21 protein-coding genes are annotated in these 23,732 nt (G+C 50.7%); 17 read left to right on the forward strand and 4 right to left on the reverse strand.

What is annotated here, in order from left to right; all coding sequences use genetic code 11:
- The first annotated feature begins 814 nt into the window (after positions 1–814).
- Both NR177_RS01905 and NR177_RS01910 read left to right on the forward strand, forming a co-directional pair.
- Positions 815–4,333 (forward strand): AAA domain-containing protein, encoded by a 3,519-nt coding sequence (locus NR177_RS01905; protein ID WP_256852178.1) that lies wholly within the window; start codon positions 815–817, stop codon positions 4,331–4,333.
- Between the two features lie 111 nt (positions 4,334–4,444).
- Positions 4,445–5,455 (forward strand): hypothetical protein, encoded by a 1,011-nt coding sequence (locus tag NR177_RS01910; protein ID WP_256852179.1) that lies wholly within the window; start codon positions 4,445–4,447, stop codon positions 5,453–5,455.
- 385 nt (positions 5,456–5,840) lie between these two features.
- On the opposite strand, the gene NR177_RS01915 is transcribed toward NR177_RS01910, so the two are convergent.
- Positions 5,841–6,416 carry a hypothetical protein gene (locus NR177_RS01915; protein ID WP_256852180.1) on the reverse strand — a complete coding sequence of 192 codons (576 nt, stop codon included), beginning with the start codon at positions 6,414–6,416 and terminating at the stop codon, positions 5,841–5,843.
- A 590-nt stretch (positions 6,417–7,006) separates the two neighbouring features.
- On the opposite strand from NR177_RS01915, the gene NR177_RS01920 reads away from it, so the two are divergent.
- The 4 genes from NR177_RS01920 (at position 7,007) to NR177_RS01930 (ending at position 8,490) form a co-directional block, all read left to right on the forward strand.
- Complete coding sequence (locus tag NR177_RS01920) at positions 7,007–7,384, forward strand: putative T6SS immunity periplasmic lipoprotein (RefSeq protein ID WP_256852181.1); 378 nt, start codon at positions 7,007–7,009, stop codon at positions 7,382–7,384.
- 169 nt (positions 7,385–7,553) lie between these two features.
- Positions 7,554–7,637, forward strand: a complete 84-nt coding sequence (locus NR177_RS23935) for a hypothetical protein (RefSeq protein ID WP_372340327.1) — start codon at positions 7,554–7,556, stop codon at positions 7,635–7,637.
- A 7-nt stretch (positions 7,638–7,644) separates the two neighbouring features.
- Positions 7,645–7,944, forward strand: coding sequence for a contact-dependent growth inhibition system immunity protein (locus tag NR177_RS01925; RefSeq protein WP_372340322.1), 300 nt, complete (start codon positions 7,645–7,647; stop codon positions 7,942–7,944).
- Between the two features lie 120 nt (positions 7,945–8,064).
- A complete protein-coding gene (locus NR177_RS01930; RefSeq protein ID WP_256852183.1) occupies positions 8,065–8,490 on the forward strand; it encodes a hypothetical protein in 426 nt (141 codons plus the stop codon).
- Between the two features lie 172 nt (positions 8,491–8,662).
- Here NR177_RS01930 and NR177_RS01935 read toward each other — a convergent pair whose 3' ends face one another.
- From NR177_RS01935 to NR177_RS01945, 3 genes are all read right to left on the reverse strand, one after another.
- Positions 8,663–8,989: a SymE family type I addiction module toxin gene (locus NR177_RS01935; RefSeq protein ID WP_063878236.1), complete on the reverse strand. Its 327-nt coding sequence runs from the start codon at positions 8,987–8,989 to the stop codon at positions 8,663–8,665.
- 409 nt (positions 8,990–9,398) lie between these two features.
- Positions 9,399–9,989: a putative adenosine monophosphate-protein transferase Fic gene (locus tag NR177_RS01940; RefSeq protein ID WP_256852184.1), complete on the reverse strand. Its 591-nt coding sequence runs from the start codon at positions 9,987–9,989 to the stop codon at positions 9,399–9,401.
- Positions 9,990–9,994: 5 nt separating this feature from the next.
- A complete protein-coding gene (locus NR177_RS01945) occupies positions 9,995–10,456 on the reverse strand; it encodes a YhfG family protein (RefSeq protein ID WP_256852185.1) in 462 nt (153 codons plus the stop codon).
- Between the two features lie 850 nt (positions 10,457–11,306).
- Between NR177_RS01945 and NR177_RS01950 the strand changes: the two genes are divergently transcribed.
- The 11 genes from NR177_RS01950 to NR177_RS02000 all read left to right on the forward strand — a co-directional run bounded on the left by NR177_RS01950 (position 11,307) and on the right by NR177_RS02000 (position 23,104).
- Positions 11,307–11,498 carry a DUF4762 family protein gene (locus tag NR177_RS01950; RefSeq protein ID WP_063878238.1) on the forward strand — a complete coding sequence of 64 codons (192 nt, stop codon included), beginning with the start codon at positions 11,307–11,309 and terminating at the stop codon, positions 11,496–11,498.
- 134 nt (positions 11,499–11,632) lie between these two features.
- Positions 11,633–12,304 carry a DsbA family protein gene (locus tag NR177_RS01955; protein ID WP_241567428.1) on the forward strand — a complete coding sequence of 224 codons (672 nt, stop codon included), beginning with the start codon at positions 11,633–11,635 and terminating at the stop codon, positions 12,302–12,304.
- 2 nt (positions 12,305–12,306) lie between these two features.
- A complete protein-coding gene (locus NR177_RS01960) occupies positions 12,307–13,254 on the forward strand; it encodes an ABC transporter (RefSeq protein ID WP_256852186.1) in 948 nt (315 codons plus the stop codon).
- Between the two features lie 46 nt (positions 13,255–13,300).
- Positions 13,301–15,442 carry a peptidase domain-containing ABC transporter gene (locus NR177_RS01965; RefSeq protein WP_256852187.1) on the forward strand — a complete coding sequence of 714 codons (2,142 nt, stop codon included), beginning with the start codon at positions 13,301–13,303 and terminating at the stop codon, positions 15,440–15,442.
- A 113-nt stretch (positions 15,443–15,555) separates the two neighbouring features.
- On the forward strand, positions 15,556–16,626 hold the full coding sequence (locus NR177_RS01970; protein ID WP_256852228.1) for an efflux RND transporter periplasmic adaptor subunit: 1,071 nt from the start codon (positions 15,556–15,558) through the stop codon (positions 16,624–16,626).
- Positions 16,619–18,565, forward strand: a complete 1,947-nt coding sequence (locus NR177_RS01975; protein ID WP_256852188.1) for an ABC transporter permease — start codon at positions 16,619–16,621, stop codon at positions 18,563–18,565. Before NR177_RS01970 ends, NR177_RS01975 begins: the two co-directional genes overlap by 8 nt.
- The gene (locus tag NR177_RS01980) at positions 18,562–19,950 is read left to right on the forward strand and encodes an efflux transporter outer membrane subunit (protein ID WP_096011504.1); all 1,389 of its coding nucleotides are present in this window, start codon (positions 18,562–18,564) and stop codon (positions 19,948–19,950) included. Before NR177_RS01975 ends, NR177_RS01980 begins: the two co-directional genes overlap by 4 nt.
- A 15-nt stretch (positions 19,951–19,965) precedes the next feature.
- A complete protein-coding gene (locus tag NR177_RS01985; RefSeq protein ID WP_063881093.1) occupies positions 19,966–21,231 on the forward strand; it encodes a beta-ketoacyl synthase in 1,266 nt (421 codons plus the stop codon).
- Positions 21,232–21,234: 3 nt separating this feature from the next.
- Positions 21,235–22,047, forward strand: a complete 813-nt coding sequence (locus NR177_RS01990) for a MaoC/PaaZ C-terminal domain-containing protein (protein ID WP_063878244.1) — start codon at positions 21,235–21,237, stop codon at positions 22,045–22,047.
- A gap of 70 nt (positions 22,048–22,117) precedes the next feature.
- Positions 22,118–22,366, forward strand: coding sequence for an acyl carrier protein (locus NR177_RS01995; protein ID WP_063878245.1), 249 nt, complete (start codon positions 22,118–22,120; stop codon positions 22,364–22,366).
- Between the two features lie 3 nt (positions 22,367–22,369).
- Positions 22,370–23,104, forward strand: a complete 735-nt coding sequence (locus NR177_RS02000; protein WP_063878246.1) for an SDR family NAD(P)-dependent oxidoreductase — start codon at positions 22,370–22,372, stop codon at positions 23,102–23,104.
- Positions 23,105–23,732: the final 628 nt, after the last annotated feature.

The following is a 23,732-nucleotide window of genomic DNA, read 5'->3' on the forward strand; positions in this document are numbered from 1 at the left end:
GGTAGAAATTTCTTTAGCTGTTTGCAAATGTCCGCATTTGGCACGGAGCTGCCTGTCAGATTAGGTTTAGATCTGTGCCATAGCTCTGTCAGGTCAACTCTAAGCTAATACAACTCAGTCATGTTTGCCTGGGGTCTATGCCTAAGAACAATGAGTTTTCGTATTGGTATCTGTGTTGGTATAAAATGAAAGTTTTTTATTAACTATTTTAGATCATTAGCTTGAATGTCATATGCGAGTCCGGCTTAAGCACTATTCATATTTTAAGGCTTTCAATTTTTTAAAAATCAGCGCTTACTATGATTTTTATATCCTGTGTAATTCAGAGCAGCCCGTTAAAATCCTAGGCTGAGTAACTGGGGGGCTTAATTTCTATTAGCGAAAATTCAAAAAAAAGAAGAGCAATGCCAAACATTTTTAAGCTGAAAATATTGAAGAGAAAAATATAAAAATGACATCATTCTGGTGAGTTAAGTTTTAATTTTTCTACTGGTCTTGAGTACTGAAGCAATAAATACAGGCTCCTTTTAACAAAAGAATTATACGTCTTACATTCGGTATTCGGTGCTCATCGCATATCAAAATTTATAAAGAAAAGAGAAAAAATGAAAACGACTTTTCGTCCAAGTCACAGTATACACCATGCTCTGGTTAGTTAAGTAAGGCTTACAGGTTCTTTTTGGATAAATAATTTTTATGTGTGGATAACACCAACAAATCATTGCACTCGCGCTCGCATCGTGGAAAATGCTTAATCATAAGGTGCGTTTATATCTACCAAATCAATAATTTGACTTAAGTTGCGGGATGTGGGATGGACAGTAACACTAAAGGATTCACTTCATACTGGCGTAACTCATTGGCTGATGCAGAGTCGGGTAAAGGGACGTTTGCGAGTAAAGATGTAGGTTCATTCACAAAATGGACGGACATTAACTCAGGAAGGCTAAAGGATGAGACAGTCCGCGCGTTTTTTGAGGATGAAGGTGACGACGTTAAAACCGTCGAAGTGCTTTTACGTCCTCAAGTATTTATCCGCTTGTTAAAGCATGGCAAAGAAAGGACTGCAGGCGCACCAGAGTTTATTACGCCAATGGTCACTTCTGCTCTCCTGAACCGCGAAGGTTTTTTGTTTCCCAACGCGCCGACGACCATTCCGCGTGACCTGCTTGAGCCACTTCCCAAAGGTACATTTTCAATCGGTGAAATGGCGCAATATGACAAATACAGAACGGCACATGACTCAACCACCTTTGGTGTGGATGATGAGCATGAGCACCACGCGGAAACGGATGAGCAGCGTGAAAAGCGATATGAACGATACAAGAACTTTTGGAAAAAATATCGTAAAGAGTCAGAAGATCTTCTTCAAAACGTCGCTAAAGAATGGATTGAATCCCACGAGCAATATGAACTGGCTGAATATGGCTATGTAATCAAAGCAAACAAGCCAGGTGGGGCTACAAAGCATCTTCTGCCTATGTATGATCATCTGTTGATGAGCAAAAAAGAAGTGCCGTTATTATCGCGCTTTGCCTCTCATGAAATGCCCCCCTTAGAATCACTTCTGCCTGACAACGCTATGTTCTGTGAACGTCTTGGGCATTCCGGCGATACATTTCCGCTGGCTGTGGCACAACGTGATGCTCTTAGCCATTATCTGACTCAGCAACCAGGCGATATGCTCGCTGTGAATGGCCCTCCGGGAACCGGTAAGACTACGCTGGTGCTTTCCATTATTGCTACCGAATGGGCCAGGGCCGCGCTCAATAAGAGTGAACCGCCTGTAGTGATTGCTACGTCAACCAATAACCAGGCTGTAACCAACATCATTGAAGCGTTCGGTAAAGATTTTGGTTCTGGCTCCGGTGCAATGGCAGGACGTTGGTTGCCCGATGTGGCCAGTTTTGGTGCGTTTTATCCATCTTCAACGCAAAAAGCCGATGCAGTAAAAAAATACCAGACGGAAGATTTTTTCAATCGTATTGAATCCCTCGAATATGTTGAAGACGCAAGAGTTTTCTATCTGGAGAAGGCAAAGGCAGCGTTTCCGAACGAAGATTGCAGCTCGCCAGAACTGGTTGTAGAACTTTTACATAAGCGTATAGCTGAGATGTCTGTTCAGCTTAAGCAAATCAAGCCCGCATGGAACAGGCTGAATGCGATTCGCCGCGAACGTTGCGCCATCAGCGAAGATCTCGACCAGTATATTCAAGATAAAAATGCGTTACTGCTTAACAGCACAAGTGAAATCGCGCTTTTGAACCAGGGTAAAAAGCAGTGGCAGCAATATCGTGCGAATGAGTCTGTGGTATATGCGCTTTTTTCCTGGCTACCCGTCGTTCGTACTAAGCGCCGCTATCAAATGAACTTCTTTTTGGATGAGACTTTTGGCGCAAAAATGAAGGCATTTCAGGGAACACTACCTGAAGATGTTGACGCATTTATTGAGGGATTAATTTCACACGCGTCAAAAGAACAGGCGGGTTTCCAACAGGAAATCGAATTAGCTCTGGACGTCTCCCGACGCGAAAACGAAGCATCTCAGCGCTGGCGCGAGCTGACATATTCATTAGGGCAAACAGATGAAGATGAATTGACCTTATCCAGAGCGGATGAGCTTGCAGATACAGGAATCCGTTTCCCTGCGTTTTTGCTGGCAACCCATTACTGGGAAGGCCGCTGGCTGGTGGATATGGCTGGGATTGATAATCTTCAAAAAGAAAAAGGTCTCAAAGGGGCTAAGGCAATTAAAGCCCGCTGGTTGCGTAGAATGAAACTCACCCCTTGTGTCGTGATGACGTGCTTTATGCTTCCTAAGCATATGCTCATCAGGGAACATGTTGGCGGCAAGAAGTTTGATGATGGCTATTTATATAACTTCGCCGATTTACTAATTGTCGATGAAGCGGGGCAGGTCCTCCCTGAAGTTGCTGCAGCGTCTTTCGCGCTGGCGAAGAAAGCCTTGGTTATTGGTGATACAGAACAAATCGCGCCTATCTGGAATAGCCTGCCGAGCATCGATATAGGCAATATGATGGAGGAGAATATCCTTCACGGCAGTACGCAAGAGGAGCTTACTGAAGCTTATATCTTAATGGGTGAGTCAGGAAAAAGTGCTGCATCAGGCAGTGTTATGAAAGTGGCTCAGTTTAACTCACGCTATAAGTACGATCCTGACTTTGCCCGCGGAATGTATCTGTATGAGCATCGCCGTTGCTTCGACAATATTATTGGCTACTGTAATGCTCTTTGTTATCACGGTAAGTTGCAGCCAAAACGAGGCGAGGAAAAAGAGACAATTTTTCCTGCGATGGGTTATCTCCACATTGACGGCAAAGGTGTTAAGGCAAACGGCGGAAGCCGCTACAACGCCTTTGAGGCTGAAACGATAGCGGCTTGGCTTGCGGCTCATAAAGAGGATATCGAGTCGCATTACGGACAACCGTTACATAAAGTGGTGGGCATAGTTACACCATTTTCTGCACAGGTTAATGCCATAAAGTCATCATTACGTGACCTGGATATTAATTGTAGCGGTGATGAAAACTCCCTGACGGTTGGAACTGTACACGCCTTGCAAGGGGCAGAGCGACCCATCGTGCTTTTTTCACCGGTGTATTCCAAGCACGAAGATGGCGGATTTATCGATAAGGAAAGCAGCATGCTGAATGTAGCCGTTTCACGTGCTAAGGACAGTTTCCTCGTCTTCGGGGATATGGACCTCTTCGAGATCCAGCCGGGTTCTTCGCCCAGAGGATTACTGGCGAAATACCTGTTTGCTTCCGCAAATAATGCGCTGCAATTTGAGTTCAAAAAACGCCCAGACTTAAGCACTGCTCAAACACAGATATCTACCCTACACGGGGCAGAAGAGCATGATGCCTTTCTCAACCAGACGTTTGACTCAATCGGGAAGAGCATCACGATTGTCTCTCCATGGTTGATCTGGCATAAGCTGGAAGAAACCGGATTTCTGGCATCAATGAAACGTGCTCTTTCTCGCGGGATTGATATTACTGTAGTGACAGATAAGAGTTTTAACACTCAGGCTTCGAGTTATGATCAGCGGATAGAAAAACGGCAGCGCCTTGATGAAGCGCTGGAAAAGCTAGAATCAATCGGCATAACCACCAAGCTTGTTGACCGCATACACAGTAAAGTGGTCATTGGTGATGAAGGGCTATTGTGTGTCGGTTCATTCAACTGGTTCAGTGCATCTCGTGATAAGAACTTCAAGCGCTACGACACATCTATGGTGTATGTTGGTGATGCTTTAAAAGATGAAATTATGATCATTTATTCCAATCTGGAGCAACGCTTGCTGGAATAAAATTTGAGTCACCCTTTGTCATTTGGTAGATGACAACATCACTCTATGAATTGATGCTGTTCAAGTTTTATCATACAGTTTTATCGGTCTTAGCGAATGGAGGATATGGACATGGCACGTAATATTGCCCCTGGATATTGTGTAGTAGATCAGCCGGGTTCACTGGATTTTCAGGCCCGATCACTTTTCAATAACGTCCGTTCCCCAGCCGCTCAGATGTTTATGCAGATAAACGCTGACACGCCTTGGCTAAAGCCGGGCCAAATTTTGATTGTTGCAGACCCTGATACACCGGCACCTTTAACACTTAACGCTCTGGCTGCATTGAGACAGGCTAAGTCAAAAACTAATGAAGCTTTGATCGGTGCCAGGACTGATGAAGCTGAATATCTGCACAAGTATTATGGACTTATTGCAGGCATTACAAGCGCAGGTGACAAAATCTTCGGCATAACCAGTGACGTTGGGGAAAAGTATTTCGCTTCAATTGAGCAGATACTCAAAAAGATCGAGGCAAGCTATCAAAATCAATTTCGGGCTCAAGGAACACTGATTAGTCAGCAGTTTTTTGCAGAGCGTAATCAACTGTTTAATCAACTAAAAGAACTGGTTAATAAGCCATTATTAAAGTCTCTAATTCGCTATTCTGTTAAGTTCAAACCTTACGAAGATATTCGTAGAGCGTTAAACCTCTCCAGCCGTTCGATAGTTCACGAGTGGTCTACAGTTGGTATTGGTGCAATACCGGGGTATTCCACATTTGTAGGGAGTGCCGCCAAAGCTGCACGTTTTCTTAAAAGCGGTGGTTATATTGGTATTGGTTTTTCTTTTGCGAACAGCACCAATGAAGTGGTCAAAAGCTGCACGACGGGTCGAGAGAACGAGTGCGAAAGATCTGCTTTTAAAGAATATGGAAAGTTTGCTGCCACAACAGCCGTTGGCTATGGCGGGGGGGCCTTGGGTACATTTGCAGGTCTGGGTGTATGTGCGGCTATTGGCATTGCAACAGCAGGTGTTGGTGGTGTGGCTTGCGCGGCGGTTGGTTCTGTTGCTGGTGGTATGGCTGGTGGTTACGCAGCTGACCAGGGAATGGATGCTTTATATAAACATATTGGCCTTTAATACATGAAAATTTTTGTTGTTCTAATTATCCTGTTTGCCAGTACAGCCTTAGTCCTTTCATTCCTTCTGTACGTGATAAACAGAAAAAAATATTATGAGCTTATTAGCCTTTTTCAGAAAAAACATAAACTTCCTTCACCGTACCTTTACAGCAGTATGATTGGTTTCTTTGGTGCAGCCACGATGTCATATTTTTTCATCAGAATTAAGAAAAATAAAAGTGTTTTTTTCTTGGATAAAAACAGCGATGCATACCATTTTATCAATGAGAGTAATTCCGAATTGGTGCGATGGATGGTTCCTTTCTTTTATCTGTTTGCGTTGAGTTTTGGATTTTTTGTGTTCCTCATTTCTCTTGGCGGCGTGCTGACCTTAATCGATAAGTTCACAGTTTGACTATAAGTAAAATATTTTTAAAGTCCGCTGATGGTGTTTGTCTTATGTTGATGATGCCAGCCACCACAATCCACGCATTGGCAATCGCAATTTCTTTCGCCAGTACATCAGCATCGAATCTGCCAGTAAACGGACAATAGCGTCGTGCCATCGCCAGATAGTCATCTTCTCCGCCCATGCCTTTTACCAAAGGCGCTAAATCTGTCGCTGGGCTATCCAGCTCAAATCGTTCCCAGTCGAATAGCACTATCCCGCCATGCTCTTTCTTTCCCCAATAGCCTGCATTAGTTTCATCAGAGATCACACAGTGCGGTTCAAAAAACGCATTGCTGTGTGCCTGTATTGTCCGAAAACGTCGTTCTGCCAGAACCGGCAGGCGTAATAGAACCATGCATCCTTCCAGCGCTGCTTCGCTCCAGTGATGTTTGCTGAACGTCCATGAATAATCCGGCGAGATAGAATGTAATCGCGCCAGAACGGGCAGGAATGCATCTTTTACTTCTTTCTTCTTGACCGGAGAATCAGTTCTAAAACAGCTGCAATTATGATTGTCAACACGCTGCATAAAAACCAATAATCAGGGACAGCAAAGTAGTAAAAGAAGAAGAGGAACAGAACAGCTAAACATATTCCTAAATAGGTGGCTGTATCTTTAAATAATGCTGAAATGGCCTTTTTCATTTCTTTATCTTGTTGCGTATTGTTATTATTAGGGAGAAATAAATTAGCGATGAAATTATAAGGGATATAATTAGTAGAAGTATGAATAATGAATCAAAAGACTGTTGGAATCCTAAAAATGAAAGATTTCCTAAAAGAGATATAAATGAGTTGGCATCTCCGAACATGAAGGTTATCTCAAAAGTTACTGAGGCGATTAAAACAAATAAAACAATAAATAAAAGTGTTTTGATGATATTTCTCTTCAAAAGTTATCACCTCATGATATTATAAATGGCTTATTTTATTTGGGTTCAGGATACTCGTTAGTTTGCATATCATCAATAATAAAATTCTGAACTATGTCTGAAAAAGATGCAGCAACAGCACTTGATAAAGCTGTAAGCGGGGTTGGTAAGAACGTATTCTGTGTAAATCTATATGCTACGTATCTCAGTTTGATCAGAAAACCATCACGGGAAAAGGACAATAATCATGAAGGGTAAAATTTTGTTGGCTTCAGTATTTCTTTTAACCGGATGCCCTGGACCGGGTGACAGGATGACTGAGCGGGAATCAGCGACTGCGATGCTCAAAGATAATCAGGTTTGTGTCGTGTCGCCGCTGAAATCAGGAGAACGGATTACCGCTATTCAAATCAACGGCGATAAAAGCGATACGCTTCATAAAATCTTTGATGATAAACCTGTTTATGTTGCTAAAGGAGAATGTCTGCCTCTGTTCGGATTTACCTTTACACCGGGTGAACGATATTCAGTTGCTTATGACGTCATCGATACGAAATCACAATCGCACCTGGTAACAGCTGAGTTTTCCACTCAAACTGAAAAAGGCGGCATTAAAATCCTATAACACAGTGATTTTTACGTGAACCCGTATGTTTATAAAAGCAGAGCCAGCTCTACACATAAGCCGACATGCTATCAAATATGCGCTGGCAGGTGCTAAGCAAGGTGATTAACGATTCTCACGCCGTGAGATAAAATATGGATATGCCCGTGCAAGTTCCCAGCTAATGACGATGCATGCAGTGCGTATTGTCATTGATATTCAGGAGTATAATGGTAAGCCCTATTATATCCTTACTGCTTTTCCAACCCCATAGGTACCATATGCAACGGTTTTACCAACTCGATCAGCTAATTCAGGGTTATTTCAATCAGGACTTTGACAGTATTAATGATGGTGAGGATACGATTGAAGGTATTACCAGATTATTTATAAATTCCGCATCGAAATCGACGTTAGAAGAACTGGTAGGGGAGATTGACGACTTTGTTGATAAGTACAAAGCGAGTTTAGAAAAGGAATTCAAAAGTCGCTATGGTTATGATTTCTCACCCGAGCTTTGGGAGACAACCGCTTATGATTTCCTTATGACATTGCGTAGGTTGTCACTCAGCGGTGTTTAGGTTCCTGCCAGGATGTGCGAGTGACGGATGTACACTTCAAAACTTGCATTAAAGGCGAGTTCAGAGCCTCGTGTACAGGGACAATCCCACTATAAACAATGCACAAGGGAAGGCGTAAGTATGACATTGAAAACGTTTATTAAGTGGCTGCATCGTGTGCTGACAGTAGTATTACTCGTCACGGTGGCTGCATTCTTCGCCTTAAATTCCGGTGAGAATGATCACTCCAAAGATAAACTCATCTCTTCCCAACAGCTTAACGAGCATACATGGCTTTATGTCACGGGGGAAACGGGTGGTGGAGCAACCGTTGCAGACAGCTATCGGTATTATTTAGCCGGTAAAATCCAGAGTGATATCAGTGCGAATCTGGCGAAACAGGTTCCGTTTCTGGTCGCGACAGGCAGTTCGGCTGCTGTAAGCGTAGAGGGCGATACCATCAGTATCCAATACAGCGGTCGCGTGTATTCATTCAGTAATTCTGTTGTGTATGAATATCAGGGAAAAACGTTCAGGCCGCATCTCGATTTTCAGGCCACTTACTGACCCGTTCTGTTTCCCTTGAGGCTGTCTTCAGGTGTGCCAGAAAAAGTCTGGCACGTTACAGGGCACAAGTTATTCGCCAGACATGCACAAGCCGTTATTGACGGGCGCGCTCAATTATCTGGCTACCCAAATCCACTCGCCCCCACCTCCGCAGGGGCAAGCCCATCAATCCTTACCAGTCAGTCAACCCAATCGCCTTCATCACCCGTTTTCTCATATGCACAGGCAGTGACGCCAGTTCCTCAATCGATCTCACCCGCGTCCCGTTGATCACGTCCCTGGGCTTAAAGCTGATAATGATCCGCCCCCAGGTCACTTTCACATCCAGTTGCACCCCAATGGGAAAACCCGCTGTTTTCAACCAGCAGCCTTTAAGCGTAATCGCCGGAATGCGGCGGTAATCTGGAGTGCGGGTCACATAACCCACGGTCGCATAGCGCTGGGTGTAGTTTGTCTCTTTAGCTTCGTGGTGGCCTGAAATACAATCGATGGCAGTCATGATTACTATTCTCCTTTAATAGTGATTGTGATCAGCGATGCGGATGTGTTGCCCCACATTCGTATCGCGCTAAATTACCTGATGATTTAATCAGGGAGGCGGGAACGCATCGAGCGTGAAAAGAGAAAACTGCGAAAGGGCACGCAGAAAGATCTCGCTGATTTCAGTGAAGTTCATCGATTTTCGACCTGTATCCAGCTTCCCTCTTTGCCATCTCACAGGCATATGAAAATCCAGGTAGATCAAGGCAGTTTCAAGCGCGGTTGAGGCAGGGCAGGCTGTTAAAACACGCGGTTTGAGCCGGTGTCAGGGAAGGGGGCGTTTTCTGTCGCATAACCACATTTCCCTGTCATGAAGACGCGTCATTAAAGGATGTGTGCTACGTTCGTGAAAAATGCTGTTTTAGCTGTCATGGGCAAGGTGTAACGATGCGCCTGAATATCTGAGACATCGGTTCGTAGTTCACATAAACACCATCTATATTAGCCTGAACCCATTCATCTGGTGCGATATGGTCCCAGTCAAGGTCGTAACCAGCAGCAAGAGAAAGGTGCTCAAATAATAAACGCTGGACTCTGCCATTCCCTTCGCGAAAGGGATGTATCATGTTAAATTCGCAGTAGTATTCAGCCGCTTTATCGCAGAAAGCATCCTTATTAAGACCCGACAGCCAGTTATCGTTGTTTAATTTAGTGAATAATTTATTGGCCTCAGCGGTGATCCTGTCGCAATGACAAAACCGTGTACCGCCTTTAGAAATATCTACGGTTCGCAGCGTACCTGCCCATTCATAGAGATCTGAAAAAAGCTGTCTGTGAAGCTTGCACATATAAGCCAGGTTGTAGGGTGGCTGGCTGAACACGATGTCGTTCACTGTTATCGCAGTGATCTCTCTTTCAGCCTTTTCAAGCACATCGGTCTCTTCGATATTGAGCTTGTTTTTTAATACAGCGCTAACCGGATAGCAGTAATGGTCATTAGCGGCATCATACTTATCCATAAGCATTACCTCCTGTATTTTTTCAGGACACTTTCCAGCGATGGTTTTTCATTTGAAATATCAATGTCGATACCTTCCAGCTTTGAGCTACCTTTGAATTTTTTTAATTTTGTTTGCTCGTAATGCGTGTAAGGATCAAAAACGCCTGAACAAAAAACGAAAATGAATGAATCAACTTTTTGCTTCAGTTCCGTCCAGCTTTTGGCTTTGACATTGATTGTCAGAATGTCCGACACTTCTTGTTTTGATTGCTTAAAGTCTTCTTTATTACAGGCAGACTCTAATGCCTCTTTGTTTGAAGAGACAATGTTCTTAAGTTTTTTAATTTTAATGAAGAAGGAATCCCAGCCATTAACCTCGAGCTTATTATTCAGTTCTTGTTCAAAACTGTTCTTAAGCTCGAAGTAGGAGCCAAATTTTCTGAGATCATCTGTTGTCGATGCTTTCAATACTTCGCTTACTTTCATATCGATTAACACCTTCATCACCAATAGGCGGTCTATTATACAATTAGAGCGAGAAGGATGCGCAGAGATTTTGTGAGGCATGGCCCGATACCTGCACAGCAGAGCATCCACAGGCCAGCCAACGTAAAATTTGGCACATGTCCCTCATCATAAGCCAGTTAACCAGCCTGTCCTGTGTTCAGACATGGCTGCCAGCCACAGGTTTACTGAAAATAAACGCCGTGCCTCAAGGTAACGCTTGCAGCCTGTCCACCCTGAGCGGATCACCCAGGTCCGCGCAGAACGCAACCCATGAGACAGGGAGGGGTTTTGCTCGTGAACACAGCCCTGAGCGTTAACGCCTCATCTCCTTCACGCGACCAGCGCTTTTCTCAGGCTTTTCGTTCTGTGCGACATGCCCAGTGCGCCCCTCACTCACCCAAAACCCACTCCATCTCCACCCACATCAAAAAAATTTTAAAAAAAATTATTTTTTACGATCCATTCAGCCTGTTTTTTTCTCAGAAATATCCCTGGTAGATAAAAATAAAATCGGTGTCAGATAGGGAAATAAATCCTGCCTTCGGAATAAGGCAGTATCTTATATAAGAAAGATCTGATGGCCTTAATAACACAATAACTCTTTTTAATTAACATGCGGCGTTTTAAGTGTATTGCCTAATTAAAAAACCGCCACTAGAATGCGCCGTGTCCGATAATGACGTTCTGTAACATGTTTATGTAAGACGATCATTACGGTATGCCAGGGAGGCAATTCCCTCGATCACCCTGGCATGGCATAGCATGAAATATGCCATCTGATATCATGCTCATATTACTTAATCGTAATAATAAAATAAGGAAATCACAGATGAAAAAAATCAATATGTCTGAAGCAAGCGCAGTTGTCGGTGGAACAACAACGTGTGTAAACAGCTTTGAGCTGAACCTGGTGGGCGACGCCACGGTATGTAACGCAGTAAAAACCTGTACCGATAAAAATGGTGTGGTGACAAAAACTTTCACCCCAGCCGCTATCATCAACTGCGGAAACGCAGGCTAAGATATCGCTCTTTATCACTAAATAAGAGTAAATTTCAGTAATATTTATTCTTAAAGGCGTTGTGTATTATATACAACGCCTTCCTGATAAATACTGAATGTGCCTTATTGTTGTATTCAGGATCGAAGCCCGCCATGAAAAAAAGAATTTCTTACGTGCTGGCCTATACCGTCTTTGTTGCGGTTATTTCAGCAGTGATTACCACCGCCTGGTTCCATATCTTCGTGTTAAATCAAACCAGCAGTGCAGAGCAGCAGGTGCTGACCTCGCTTTCTACCGACAAACTGGATAAAAGCCCGATTGCCGACGGCGACGACATTATCGAGATCTTCTCTTACGGCTGCCATTATTGTGAGATCAACGAAAAGAACGTAGACGAGCTGGAAAAACGGATGCCGCCAGGTAAAAAGCTGGTGCGTTTACATCTCAGCCTGGACAGTCAGGCCGGGCTGGCGCGCTATGCCCCGGTGTTCGCCACGCTGGAAGTCATGGGGATTGAAGAAGCCCATCGCCAGAGCGCCTATGATGCGGTGATGAAAGACAAGATTGATTTAAGCGATGCGACTCAGCGTGACGCGTGGCTGGAAAAAAATAAGATTAACGTCGCGGAATATCACAAAGTCAGTCAGTCCGCCGACGTGAAAGCGCGTCTGGATTATATGACGCGCGTTTCGCAGTATTACGATATCAACGCCACGCCGACCTTTATTGTCGCGAAAAAATGGATGGCGATTCAGGATCGTGATTTCCCGGCCTTCTCTGACAAACTGCTCTCTATTTTAGAAACAGGTAAGGCACCGGAGTAATAATGAAATTTTATGCCCTGTGGTGCGCGCTGTTCTGGCGGAACCTCACCGCCAGAAGTCAGTGGCTGGCGTATAAGTTCCAGCTGGCTGGCTACAGGGCGCATTGTTTATTATTTCGGTGTTTCCACTACCGTATTATTTTTGCGTTTGCCCACGTCAGGCGTTTTTTAAAATTAATCCCGCGTGATGTGAAATGGCGCGCAGCGGTGGCGGAAGCTAACCGTCAGTGTCTGCTGCAGGATAATAAAAAATTTGATTATATCTGGCTGACCCAGCGGCGAAAGTTGCTGATTGAGGCGGTGACCTACGGGCAGAATCGCCGGTTGTTGCGCGAGCTGGCGGCCTGTTCGGCACAGCTTAACGACGTGGTGGAGCCGCTCCAGCGCGCAGGCCAACCGGTGCTTCTGGCCCCGCTGCATATGGTCTCGGACATCCTGACCACGATGGTTGGCGCGGCGGCCTATCCGGGGAAAGCCACGGTGATCACCTCCCGCAGTGCGGATGCGCATTCCGAAGCCGAGCGGCTGCTGGGTGGGTTAGATCTCACCTATTGTTCGATTCATGAAGATAATAAAAATATTGCCGGAAACTTAATGACCTCGGTGATGGCGGCGGCGGAGAATAAACGCAATATTATTTTATTCCCCGACATTACGCCGGACTTCACCCAGTTTGCCAGTAAAGACAAAGCCGAGAAATTACCTTGTCGCTTATTTGATCGTCCGGCCAGTTTACACAGCGGAATTATCCGGTTGGCCAGAATGATGTCCGCGCAGGTGGTGTTTTATCATCTTTATTTTGATAACGGATTAAAGATAGTAATTCACCCTCCCGTTGCAGCCAGAAAACTCAAGGATGATATGCCGCGCATTATCGAGCAAAGCATTCGGGATTATTCGACTGACTGGATGCTGTGGCATTCCCACTCACTGTTTTTTATTAATGACTAAACAGCCATCACAAGAGAAAAGAACAGGGCGTTTTAGGGGTTAAATTATGGAAAATAGTATTCCAAAAATCGTTTATCAGGCGGAAACCAATGAATGTGCGTTGGCCTGTATTGCTATGCTGGCGGAAACCCAGGGAATGGATGTGCCGCTGGACGTGCTGCGCGAACAGTATCCGGCGTCGGCCCACGGCACCGCACTGTCAACCCTGTGCGCCATCCTGTCCGACCTGGGGATTCCGGCGTATCCGGTGGCTTTCGACCTGGATGAGCTGGCAGAGCTGCCGTTACCGGCCATTTTGCACTACGGCGCCAGCCATTATGTCCTGCTGGCCTACCGCCAGGGCAGCTATGTGTGCGTGATGAACCCGGCGATTGGCGAGCAACTGTTACCCATCGCCGCGCTGCGCTCCGAAATCAGCGGCTATGCGCTGGTGCTGGATAAAGACGCCATCGGCGAAAAGCCCGCCGTGGCAGCCCACAAGCGCACGCGGCGCTTTCGCGCGCTGGACTGCATGAGCCTGAAACAGACAGCGGGGATTCCGGGTATTTACCGCCTGATGCTGCTGGCGTTTCTGGTGTCGCTCACCCTGTTCATCATGCCGGTGATGGTCAGTTCGGCCATCAACAATGTCTTCTCCTCCGGCGGTGAACGCGATTTCCCGTACTTCTACTACCTGCTGGCGTTTGTGGTATCAACCCTGCTGGCCTTTGTCGTGCGCAGCGTCACCGAGCGCTTTATCAAACGGTTTGTGGTGATGCAAAGCGTCAGGGGGTTCGCCAGCCTGCTGAGCAATACGCTCGCGTACTTTGAAAAACGCAGTCCGGGTGAGATCTACAGTCGCTTCGCCAACTGGCAGATGGCGGCGGCCCAGAAAATCGAGCTGGATAACAGTCTGCGCACAGACTGGATCGTGGGCGTGATTGCGCTGGCGGTGATGTGTTACATCAGCCCGCTGCTTGCCACAATCTCCGCCGTGGGCGTGACCTTAATGGGCCTGGTCAGCGTCTGGGCGATTTTTCGCGATCGCTATTACACCCAGCAGGTGCAGGTGAAAAGCGCGGAGCAAAGTGACTTTCTGCTGGAATCTATCCAGGGTTTCGCCACGCTGAAATCGGCGGGCTTAAGCGCCCAGCGCCAGACGGCGTTTGCTGGCTTTGCCGCGTCCCTGTTTGACGTCAGGCAGAAGCAGAAGGTGTACGAACAGGTCAAGAGCAGCCTGTATCAGCTGATTGGCAGCCTGGAGATGGTGTTTTTCATGCTGCTGGCCTTACCGCTGCTGAAAGACAACCACATCTCGCTGGGGGAGTTCTTCGCCTACAGCTTTGTGCGCCAGATTTTTACCGCCTATATCACCCAGATTTTCTTCTCGGTGTTGCAGAAGAACCAGCTGCACGTCATTGATACGCGCGCTGCCGATCTGTTTCCGCAGGCAGAAAAAGACGAGGACGCCGGGGCGCTCGTAGCGCCCGTCCATTTTACCCAGCGGCTCAATTACCGTGCGCTGCAGTTTGCCTACGAGCCGGGCAAGCCGGTGCTCAGCAATGTGTCTCTGGCGTTATGCCGGGGGGAAACCCTGGCGATTGTCGGCGAGTCCGGGGCCGGTAAAAGTACGCTGCTGAAAGTGATCACCGGGCTTATCGCGCCCCAGTCCGGCGAAATCCTGGTGGATGGCGAGCCGGTAAGCGCCCGTCAGGCGCAGAAGCTGTTCTTCCTGCAAAGCCAGGGGGACATCCTGTTTAACACCAGCGTCCTGCAAAATATTACGCTGTTCGATCGTCATCACGATGCGCAAAAACAGCTGCGCATTGATGCGTCCCTGCGGGGGCTGAAGCTGACCGGGGTGATTGACAGCCTGCCGGGAAAACAAAACGCGCTGATCCGCGAAAGCCATCCCGCCCTGTCGCTGGGGCAACGTCAGCGGCTGATGCTGGCGCGTGCCATGTACAGCGACTGTCCGGTGATGGTGCTGGACGAACCCACCGCCAACCTTGACGAACAGACCGCGCTGCAGGTGATGCAAACCCTGATCGACCACTGCCGTGAATACGGCAAAACGCTGATCGCCGTGACGCACAGTGAAACGGCACTGCCGCTGTTTGACCGCATCTGCGTGCTGAGAAATGAACAGATGCAAGAGGTTCAGGACGCGGCGGAGACGGGCAGGCTGCCTCAGGGGGAACCGGCGTGAGTGCCGTGATAAAAAAACGTCCCCTGCTGAGCGCAACGTTCTCTAAACCCGTTTATCTGCTGGTCGCGCTGCTGCTTATTCTGCTGGCGGGCGGCGCCTGGGTGCTGCACAGCATGTTGTCTGACCGCGTTGTGCCGCAGGTCTCGCAGGTGATCGATCGCGGTGATATTGAAAAAACCGTGCTGGCCACCGGCATTCTTAAACCCTCTGTGCAGGTGAACGTGGGCGCACAGGTCAACGGCCAGTTAAAAAAGCTCTATGTGCGCGCTGGCGATCGGGTCACCAAAGGGCAGTTGCTGGCGGAAATAGATCCAACACTGCAACAGAGCGAACTGCGTAAATCCGAGGCCGAGCTGGACAGTGCGATGGCGCAGAAACAGGCGTCGTTATTTACCTTAAACCAGTACCAGCAGGAGCTGAAACGCCAGCGGCAGATGGATCGTGAAGGATCAGGCACTAAAAGCAATCTGGAGCAGGCGCAGGCCAGAGTGGATACCCAGAAGGCACAGGTCAAAGTGAATGAAGCGCAGATCGTGCAGGCGCAGATGGCGCTGGAAACGGCGAAAGCCAACCTGGGCTATACGCGCATTCTGGCACCGATGGACGGTCAGGTGCTGGGGATCGTCACCAAAGAGGGCCAGACCGTGGTCTCCTCGCAAACCGCGCCGACGATCCTGGTGCTGGCGAACGTGGACACCATGACGGTGCAAACCCGTATTTCAGAAACCGACATCCTGAAAGTCCATCCCGGCCAGCCGCTGTCGTTCTACGTGGTCGCGGACCCGCATCATCGTTATCACAGCGTGATGGGCGCGTTGCAGGACGCGCCTGACGAGGCCTTACAGGATAGCAGCCTGCGCGGTCAGCCTCAGCAGTCTTCCGCCGTGTATTACAACGGCGTGTTTAGCGTGCCGAATCCCGACCACCGGCTGCGCACCTCCATGACGGCACAGGTCTTTATCGTCACCGAACAGGTCAAAAACGCGTTACGCCTGCCGGTGATGGCGCTGGGTCAGCCGCAGGGTGATGGCCGCTACGCTGTGCAGGTCGTGAAAGGGGAGACAACCGAACAGCGGCTGGTGCGCGTGGGGATCAACGACCGGCAGTTTATTGAAGTGAAAGAGGGCCTGCGTGAAGGCGAACGTGTGGTCACGCAAAACACCGCAGGGGCCGCCAATGGCTAGCGCGCCGGTGATTGAACTCTCTCATATCTCCCGTCGTTTTGGGACGGGCAACGCGGCGGTGACGGTGCTGAAGGACATTTCCCTGCGTGTGCACGCTGGCGAAATGCTGGCGATTGTCGGCGCATCCGGCTCCGGTAAGTCCACGTTGATGAATATTCTGGGGTGCCTGGATAAACCCTCGGAAGGCGAGATGCGCATTATGAATGTGTCCACTCAGGTCGCCACGAGTGACGAGCTGGCACAACTGCGCAGTCAGTATCTGGGGTTTATTTTTCAGCGCTATCACCTGATGCCTTATCTGACCGCCATGGAGAACGTCACGATCCCGGCGCTGTATACCGACATGCCTGTTTCGGCGCGTCAGTCGCGTGCCGAATACCTGCTGGAGCGCCTGGGGCTGGGGCAGCGCATGCACTACCGGCCAGCACAGCTTTCCGGTGGTCAGCAGCAGCGCGTCAGTATCGCGCGCGCCCTGATGAACGGCGCGCCGGTGATTCTGGCGGATGAACCCACCGGCGCACTCGACAGCGCCAGCGGTCAGGCGCTGATGGGCATTCTGCATGGTCTGCACCAGGCCGGTCATACGCTCATTATCGTGACGCACGACCGCAGCATCGCCGCGCAGTGTCAGCGCATTGTGGAAATCCACGACGGCCAGATCGTCGCCGACCATGCCAACCCGGCGAGCCAACAGGGTCAGCCGCAGGGATTACCCACGGTTGCCGCGACCGGACGCACCACCGTCTGGCAAAGCATCAAAGAAGCGCTGCGCATGGCATGGCGCTCGCTGCTGGGACATCGCATCCGCGCGTTTCTTTCCATGCTCGGCATCATTATCGGCATCGCCTCTGTGGTGTCCTCGATGGCGGTGGGCGAGGGCGCGCGGCAAAACATTCTGAGCCAGATAAGCCAGTTGGGCACCAGTACCATCGAAATCCAGCCCGGTCTGGGCTGGGATCAGCCGCGCCCGGATTTTGAGCGGTCGCTGACGCTGGAAGACGTGGCGCTGCTGGGCAAACAGCCGTTTACCGACAGCCTGTCGCCGGTAGTGAGCAAAACCGTGCGGGCGATCCGTGGGGGGAAACAGGTGCTGGTATCGCTGCTGGGCGTGAGTAACGGTTTCTTCCGCGTGCAGGGCCTGCATTTTGTTGCCGGCAACCGTTTTACGCCACGCGACCTCGACGATCGTGAGCCGGTGATCATCATCGATCCCAACGTGCGCAGCACGCTGTTTGCCGACGGGCAGGAACCGCTGGGCGAGATTATCCAGCTTGGCGGGGTGCCGTTCCGGGTCATTGGCGTGGCGGACAAACACGGGCCGAAGTCTGTCGGTGAGCAGCCGGGTGCCTGGATACCTTATACCTCGCTGCTTGAACGCATGTCGGGTGATACGCCGCTGCAGTCCATTACCCTGCGCATTGCTGACGGTTATCCGATTGAAACGGCGCAGCAGCAGATTGAGCAACGGCTGGACTCGGCCCATGGCAAACGCGATTTCTTCACCCTGACCAACGATCAACTGACGAAGACGATCCGCAAAACCTCAGAATCCATGACGCTGCTGATCACGGCGATCGCCGGGATCTCGCTGCTGGTGGGCGGCGTGGGCGTGATGAACATCATGCTGGTATCCGTGACGGAGCGCACCCATGAGATCGGTATTCGTCTCTCTGTCGGGGCGCGTCCGGTGGACATCATGCGCCAGTTCCTGATTGAAGCGATGGTGATTTGTACGCTTGGCGGCCTGACAGGCATTGTCGGATCGGGCATCGCGGGGCTGATTTTTTCTCAGGTTACCCAGGAGTTCCGCATGATTTTCACCTGGCCGCCCATCCTTCTGGCCTGCGGGTTTTCCGCGCTGATCGGGCTGGGGTTTGGCTTTTTCCCGGCGCGCAACGCCGCCCGGCTGCACCCGACCGAGGCGCTGGCACGCGAATGAACAGGCTGACGCAATTCTCCACGGCGCTGATGGCGCTGATGCTGACCGGCTGCGGCCAGGCACTGAAAAGCGACTATCAGCGGCCTTTGCTCTCGGTGCCTGACGCCTGGCGCGTACAGGATACCGGCGAAGGCGTGGCGACATTCACCCCGCACTGGTGGGACAACTTTGGCGATCCGCAGCTGTCGCGGCTTATCGTCGCCGCGCTGCAAAGTAATCACGATTTAGCCCTGGCGGGCATCAAGCTTAAGCAGGCACGGCTGGCGGCGGGCCTGTCCGATCTCACGCTGACGCCTGATTTTTCGGTCAACGCCAGCGCCAGTAACAGTAAGAATTTACGGCGTGATACGGCGTCCGTGGAAAATTACAGCAACACGCTGACGGCGGCGTATGAACTGGATCTGTGGGGAAAACTGGCGCGCACGCGTGAGCAGTCGGACTGGCAGGCCAAAGCCTCAGAACAGGATTTGCGTGCCACTGCCCTGACGTTGATCGGCACGGTGTCCCAGCTCTACTGGCAGATAGCCAGTCTGAATCAGCAAATCGGGAACCTGCAGCGCAGTCTGGACATTGCCCGGGATACGCTGCGGAGGGTGACATCGCGCTGGAAAGCCGGGGATCTCGGCCAGCTTGATTATCTGCAGGCGCAACAAACGGTGCTGAACCGGGAAAACAGCCTGCACGATCTCAGTCAGCAGCGCGAGGAAAGCCGTAACGCCCTTGCGATTTTACTGAGCCGTCCGCCGGGGCAATATCCGGCAGAGCGCCGTTCGCTGGACAGCGAACAGTCTGTGCCGGTGGCGCAGCGCCTGCCGCTGGAGACGATAGCCAAACGGCCGGATGTGCGGGCCGCCGAGCTGAACCTGCGCGCGGCGCTGGCCGGTTCGGACGTGGCACGGCTGAATTTTTATCCCACGCTGACGCTCAATGCCTCCCTGAATGCCGGGGCGTCGGTGTTCCGGCAGTGGTTCAGCAATCCCGCCAGAACGCTCGGATCGGCGCTCGATCTGCCCTTTATCCAGTGGAATAAGGTGCGACTGACGATTGCACAGTCCGATCTGGAGGTGCAAAGCGCGGCCATTCAGTTCCAGAAAACTGCCTACAGCGCGTTACAGGACATCGACAACGCGATGTCACAGCGCCTGACCTGGCAGCAGGAAAAACAGCGGCAGCGGGATAACCTCGCACTGAGCCAGCAAAGGCTGACGCTGGTGGAAAGCCAGTATCGCCACGGTGCCGTGGCCTATCAAACGCTGCTGGATGCGCAGAATACGCTGCTGGACAGCGAAAACGCGCTGCTGAACACGCAATACAACTACCTCTATTCCACGATGAAGCTCTGGCTGGCGCTGGGCGGCGGGGAAGACGACACAGTGAATCACTAAGGATGAATCATGCAAATGGACAGTTTACAGGCGGCGAACGCGCCACGTCGGGTGGTGGTCACCGGTTATGGTGCGGTCACGCCATTGGGGATGAATGCCGCTGAAAGTTGGGCGGCCATCATGGACTACAAACCCGGCTATCGCTATTGCGACAAGTCTGCCGCAGGGATCAAATCCCGTTTTTACGGGCTGATCGATGAAGAACCTTCACTCAACGGCGTTCCTGCCGCGATCCGCCGCCGCCTGCCGCGTTTCGCGCGGCTTACCCTGGCCGCCGCGCGGGAAGCCATGCAGATGGCCTTTGGTGATGAAAAGCCCGGGCAGCACTACGATCTGCGCGATTGCGGCGTCATCATGGGCACCGGCTGGGCGGGGCAGGACGAAACCCAGCTGCATTATGAGGACTTCCTGCGCACCGGCGTAGGATCGCCGTTTGGCTGTTTCTTCTCCATGCCCAACGCCGCCACGGCGGCCGTCAGTCTGTTGTGGGCGCTTCGGGGATACCAGAACACGCCGGTAGCCGCCTGTGCAACCGGCACCATCGCCGTGGGCGATGCCTTTGAGCTGATCCGCCAGGGACGCGCCAACATGATGCTGGCAGGCGCAGGCGAGTCGCTGCGCTCGGATTCGGCGGTATGGAATATTGATGTGCTGGGCGCGCTGGCCAGTGAGCAAACGGCGTTAACCCGTGCCTGCTGTCCGTTTAGCCAGCATCGCAACGGCTTTGTCCTGAGCGAAGGGGCGGCGGTGCTGTGCCTGGAAGCGCGGGAATCCGCCATAGCGCGCGGTGCGACAATACTGGGTGAAATTCTCGGCTACGGCAATTACTCGGACGCCTTCGATTTTACCGCACCGGCTGACGACAAAATTGCCCGCGTACAGACCATTCGCGGCGCGCTGAACCAGGCTGGCATTGACGCCAGTGCACTGGATTACATTAATGCGCACGGCACCTCCACGCCGCTTAACGATCTCAACGAAACCGAGGCGCTCAAAATGGCGCTGGGTGAAGCGGCGGCTTATGCCACGCCCTGTTCCAGTACCAAATCCTATAGCGGTCATCTGATCGCGGCCGCAGGCAGCTTTGAATCCATTATCTGCCTGCAGGCCTTGCAGCATCAGATTATCCCCGCCACCTGCCATCTCGATGCGCCCGATCCGCAGTGCGATCTGGACTATGTGCCCAATAAGCACCGTCCGGCGGCGTTGAACACAACGCTCAACCTGAGTTTCGGCTTTGGCGGCGCGAACGCGGCGCTGGTTATCGGTCGGGGGGAATAAAGCATGTCGGTGCGTTATACGCTGCGTGACGCGGAGCGCTGGGCCGCGTTTTCCGGAGACCGCAATCCGATTCATTTTGATGCCGCCGAGGCGAGACGTCTCGGCCTGGACGGATTATGCGTCCACGGTATGCGCGCGCTGCTGGATGTGAAGGCCGGGCTCAGCCAGGCGCTGGAAAAACACACATTGTGGTCGGACGGTCTGCTGTTCACCAGCCGGCTGCGCGATCCCGTGCTGTGCAGCGTTCCCTATCAGCTGGCGTTAAACGAAACGCACACCGGTGACCGGGTACAGATCAGCGGCAACCTGGTTAACAGCTATACCCTGCAGAGCAGCATCAGCAGCAAGCTGACCGAGGCGAAACCGCTGGCGTTATCGCCGGTCAGCCAGGCGAAGACCCTGCGTGGGGCAGCGCTGGCGGCGCTGTATCGCCAGTTTCAGGCGGTGGAAAATCTCCCTATCCCGTTATGGAGCTTTTTCGATGCCGTGCTGTTTCGTCAACTGGTGAACGCCCCGGAAACGCTCGACACCGTACACCGTCTTCTGCCCGATCATCACGCGACCTGCCTGGGGGACATATTCAGCCGGGTACAGGTGGTGCAGACCCATCATCAGACCCATTTTTCGCCGTGGCTGCTCCAGACGGCGGGAAACGCGCTGCAATGTGAACCCTTGCATTATGCCATCCAGCCGACGCTGGTCATGGGCGAAAAAGCGGCCGGTCTGGTGTTAGTGACGGGCATTCAGGCATGGCGCATCAATGAGCCGCTGATGACCGTCACGGTGACGTTGAAAACCGGGCCGCTGGCTGAATAACAACACCTCTGAACACTAACCAAAAATTCGACCTGAACATAAGTAAATCATTGAACTAAAGGAATAAAAAATGGCTCAATTTGATGAAGTTTACACCAAGGTATGCGAGATGCTGTGCGATGCAAAAGATCTGGAGATGACCAGTCTCCGGCCGGACATGCCGCTGTATCTGCTGAAACTCGACAGTCTGGATTATGTGGAACTGATGGTGCTGGCGAAGCGAGAGTTTGGCGTCACGATTGAGGCCGAGATGTTCGCCAGTAACGTCAACATGACGCTGAGCGAGTTGTGCGAGTACCTCAGCGAAAAAAGCCAGTAAGCCATGCGTAATCAATGGATTTTAGTCACCGGTGGAAGCCGTGGGATTGGCCGTGCGACGGTATTGCGGCTGGCAAAACAGTGGAATGTGGTGTTCACCTGGTGCAAGGATGAAAGCGCAGCGCGCGAGGTGGAGCTTGCCTGCAAGGCGTTGCCCGGCAGGGTGGAAGGTTATCAATGTGACGGCGGGGATGAGCAGGCGGTAACCCGGCTGGCGACCGATCTGCTGGCGCGTTACGGTGCGCCCTATGCGTTGGTCCACAATGCCGGTATTACCCTTGATGCCCTGCACATTCATCAAACCCCGGCGAACTGGCGTAAGGTGATGGACACCAACCTGAATACTCTTTTCTACTGGAATCATCATCTGCTCGAACCCATGATGATGCAGGGGACAGGCTCGGTGGTGCTGATGTCGTCGGTGACCGGCGTGAAAGGCAACAGCGGGCAAAGCGCCTATGCGGCAAGCAAAGCCGCGATGATTGGGCTGGCGCGCACCTTAGCGGTGGAACTGGGTCGCTTTGGCGTGCGGGTCAACAGTCTGTTGCCCGGTTATATTGACACCCAGATTATGGCCACCATCCCCAATGCCAAACGGGCGGAACTGCGAAAAACTATTCCGCTGAAACGCTTTGGCAAAGTGGATGAGGTGGCGGGCGCCGTCGCCTGGCTGGTCAGTGACGACAGCACCTATATGACCGGTCAAACCCTCATTCTGGATGGCGGTCTTTCTGCCTGATCCCCGGCCTGCTCTCTGCTCTGCTTAAACAGGACGTGACCCGTCCTGTTTTTTTTACTGACGACCATCTGTCAGGCGCGTTCTGCCTCTTTCCTGCTGGCTATCCTTAACCTGTCCCTTCTGCGGCTGATTGCACTCAACGGCACTCAATGCGGCGGGCAAAAGGTGCCTTTCGCCGGGTCAGTCAGCCTTGTCTAAAAAACGTTGCACGGCTCTTATCGAATCCGGCGCGGGATCTGAGATAAATCCTTGTAAAAACGTGCGCCCAAATAAGCCATCCCGGCCAGAAAAGCACAGAAAGGGTGGGCATAAGCCGTTAGTCAGCCGTTTTAGGTCGTGCGGTAACGGCGTTGATGTTAAATAAAACCATTAATCCATAGATTAAATGCTGTGCGAAATTTAAAATGTTAATGTAATTAAATCCCTCGGTTATATCCTCACAGTTTCACGGGGATTAATCCCGCCGTTTTTTTTCATTGCCTTCTGTTTGATGTATTGTCTGTTAAGACGTATATTAAAAATACATCCGTAAGTTATTCACGTGTTACGTAAAGGAGGTTTTATAAACAGCCGGGAAAACTGATCGCTATTATTGCACAAAACATCCTTCGCACGCGCTGTATTAAAG

The sequence above is a fragment of the Pantoea sp. Fr+CA_20 genome, from assembly GCF_024520835.1.
Taxonomy (GTDB): Bacteria; Pseudomonadota; Gammaproteobacteria; order Enterobacterales; family Enterobacteriaceae; genus Pantoea; species Pantoea allii.

Excerpts from the sequence above, each read along its gene's own strand:
- NR177_RS01905 (WP_256852178.1), top strand. The coding sequence starts at position 815 with ATGGACAGTAACACTAAAGGATTCACTTCATACTGGCGTAACTCATTG.
- NR177_RS01910 (WP_256852179.1), top strand. The coding sequence starts at position 4,445 with ATGGCACGTAATATTGCCCCTGGATATTGTGTAGTAGATCAGCCGGGT.
- NR177_RS01915 (WP_256852180.1), bottom strand. The coding sequence starts at position 6,416 with ATGCAGCGTGTTGACAATCATAATTGCAGCTGTTTTAGAACTGATTCT.
- NR177_RS01920 (WP_256852181.1), top strand. The coding sequence starts at position 7,007 with ATGAAGGGTAAAATTTTGTTGGCTTCAGTATTTCTTTTAACCGGATGC.
- NR177_RS23935 (WP_372340327.1), top strand. The coding sequence starts at position 7,554 with ATGCATGCAGTGCGTATTGTCATTGATATTCAGGAGTATAATGGTAAG.
- NR177_RS01925 (WP_372340322.1), top strand. The coding sequence starts at position 7,645 with ATGCAACGGTTTTACCAACTCGATCAGCTAATTCAGGGTTATTTCAAT.
- NR177_RS01930 (WP_256852183.1), top strand. The coding sequence starts at position 8,065 with ATGACATTGAAAACGTTTATTAAGTGGCTGCATCGTGTGCTGACAGTA.
- NR177_RS01935 (WP_063878236.1), bottom strand. The coding sequence starts at position 8,989 with ATGACTGCCATCGATTGTATTTCAGGCCACCACGAAGCTAAAGAGACA.
- NR177_RS01940 (WP_256852184.1), bottom strand. The coding sequence starts at position 9,989 with ATGGATAAGTATGATGCCGCTAATGACCATTACTGCTATCCGGTTAGC.
- NR177_RS01945 (WP_256852185.1), bottom strand. The coding sequence starts at position 10,456 with ATGAAAGTAAGCGAAGTATTGAAAGCATCGACAACAGATGATCTCAGA.
- NR177_RS01950 (WP_063878238.1), top strand. The coding sequence starts at position 11,307 with ATGAAAAAAATCAATATGTCTGAAGCAAGCGCAGTTGTCGGTGGAACA.
- NR177_RS01955 (WP_241567428.1), top strand. The coding sequence starts at position 11,633 with ATGAAAAAAAGAATTTCTTACGTGCTGGCCTATACCGTCTTTGTTGCG.
- NR177_RS01960 (WP_256852186.1), top strand. The coding sequence starts at position 12,307 with ATGAAATTTTATGCCCTGTGGTGCGCGCTGTTCTGGCGGAACCTCACC.
- NR177_RS01965 (WP_256852187.1), top strand. The coding sequence starts at position 13,301 with ATGGAAAATAGTATTCCAAAAATCGTTTATCAGGCGGAAACCAATGAA.
- NR177_RS01970 (WP_256852228.1), top strand. The coding sequence starts at position 15,556 with ATGTTGTCTGACCGCGTTGTGCCGCAGGTCTCGCAGGTGATCGATCGC.
- NR177_RS01975 (WP_256852188.1), top strand. The coding sequence starts at position 16,619 with ATGGCTAGCGCGCCGGTGATTGAACTCTCTCATATCTCCCGTCGTTTT.
- NR177_RS01980 (WP_096011504.1), top strand. The coding sequence starts at position 18,562 with ATGAACAGGCTGACGCAATTCTCCACGGCGCTGATGGCGCTGATGCTG.
- NR177_RS01985 (WP_063881093.1), top strand. The coding sequence starts at position 19,966 with ATGGACAGTTTACAGGCGGCGAACGCGCCACGTCGGGTGGTGGTCACC.
- NR177_RS01990 (WP_063878244.1), top strand. The coding sequence starts at position 21,235 with ATGTCGGTGCGTTATACGCTGCGTGACGCGGAGCGCTGGGCCGCGTTT.
- NR177_RS01995 (WP_063878245.1), top strand. The coding sequence starts at position 22,118 with ATGGCTCAATTTGATGAAGTTTACACCAAGGTATGCGAGATGCTGTGC.
- NR177_RS02000 (WP_063878246.1), top strand. The coding sequence starts at position 22,370 with ATGCGTAATCAATGGATTTTAGTCACCGGTGGAAGCCGTGGGATTGGC.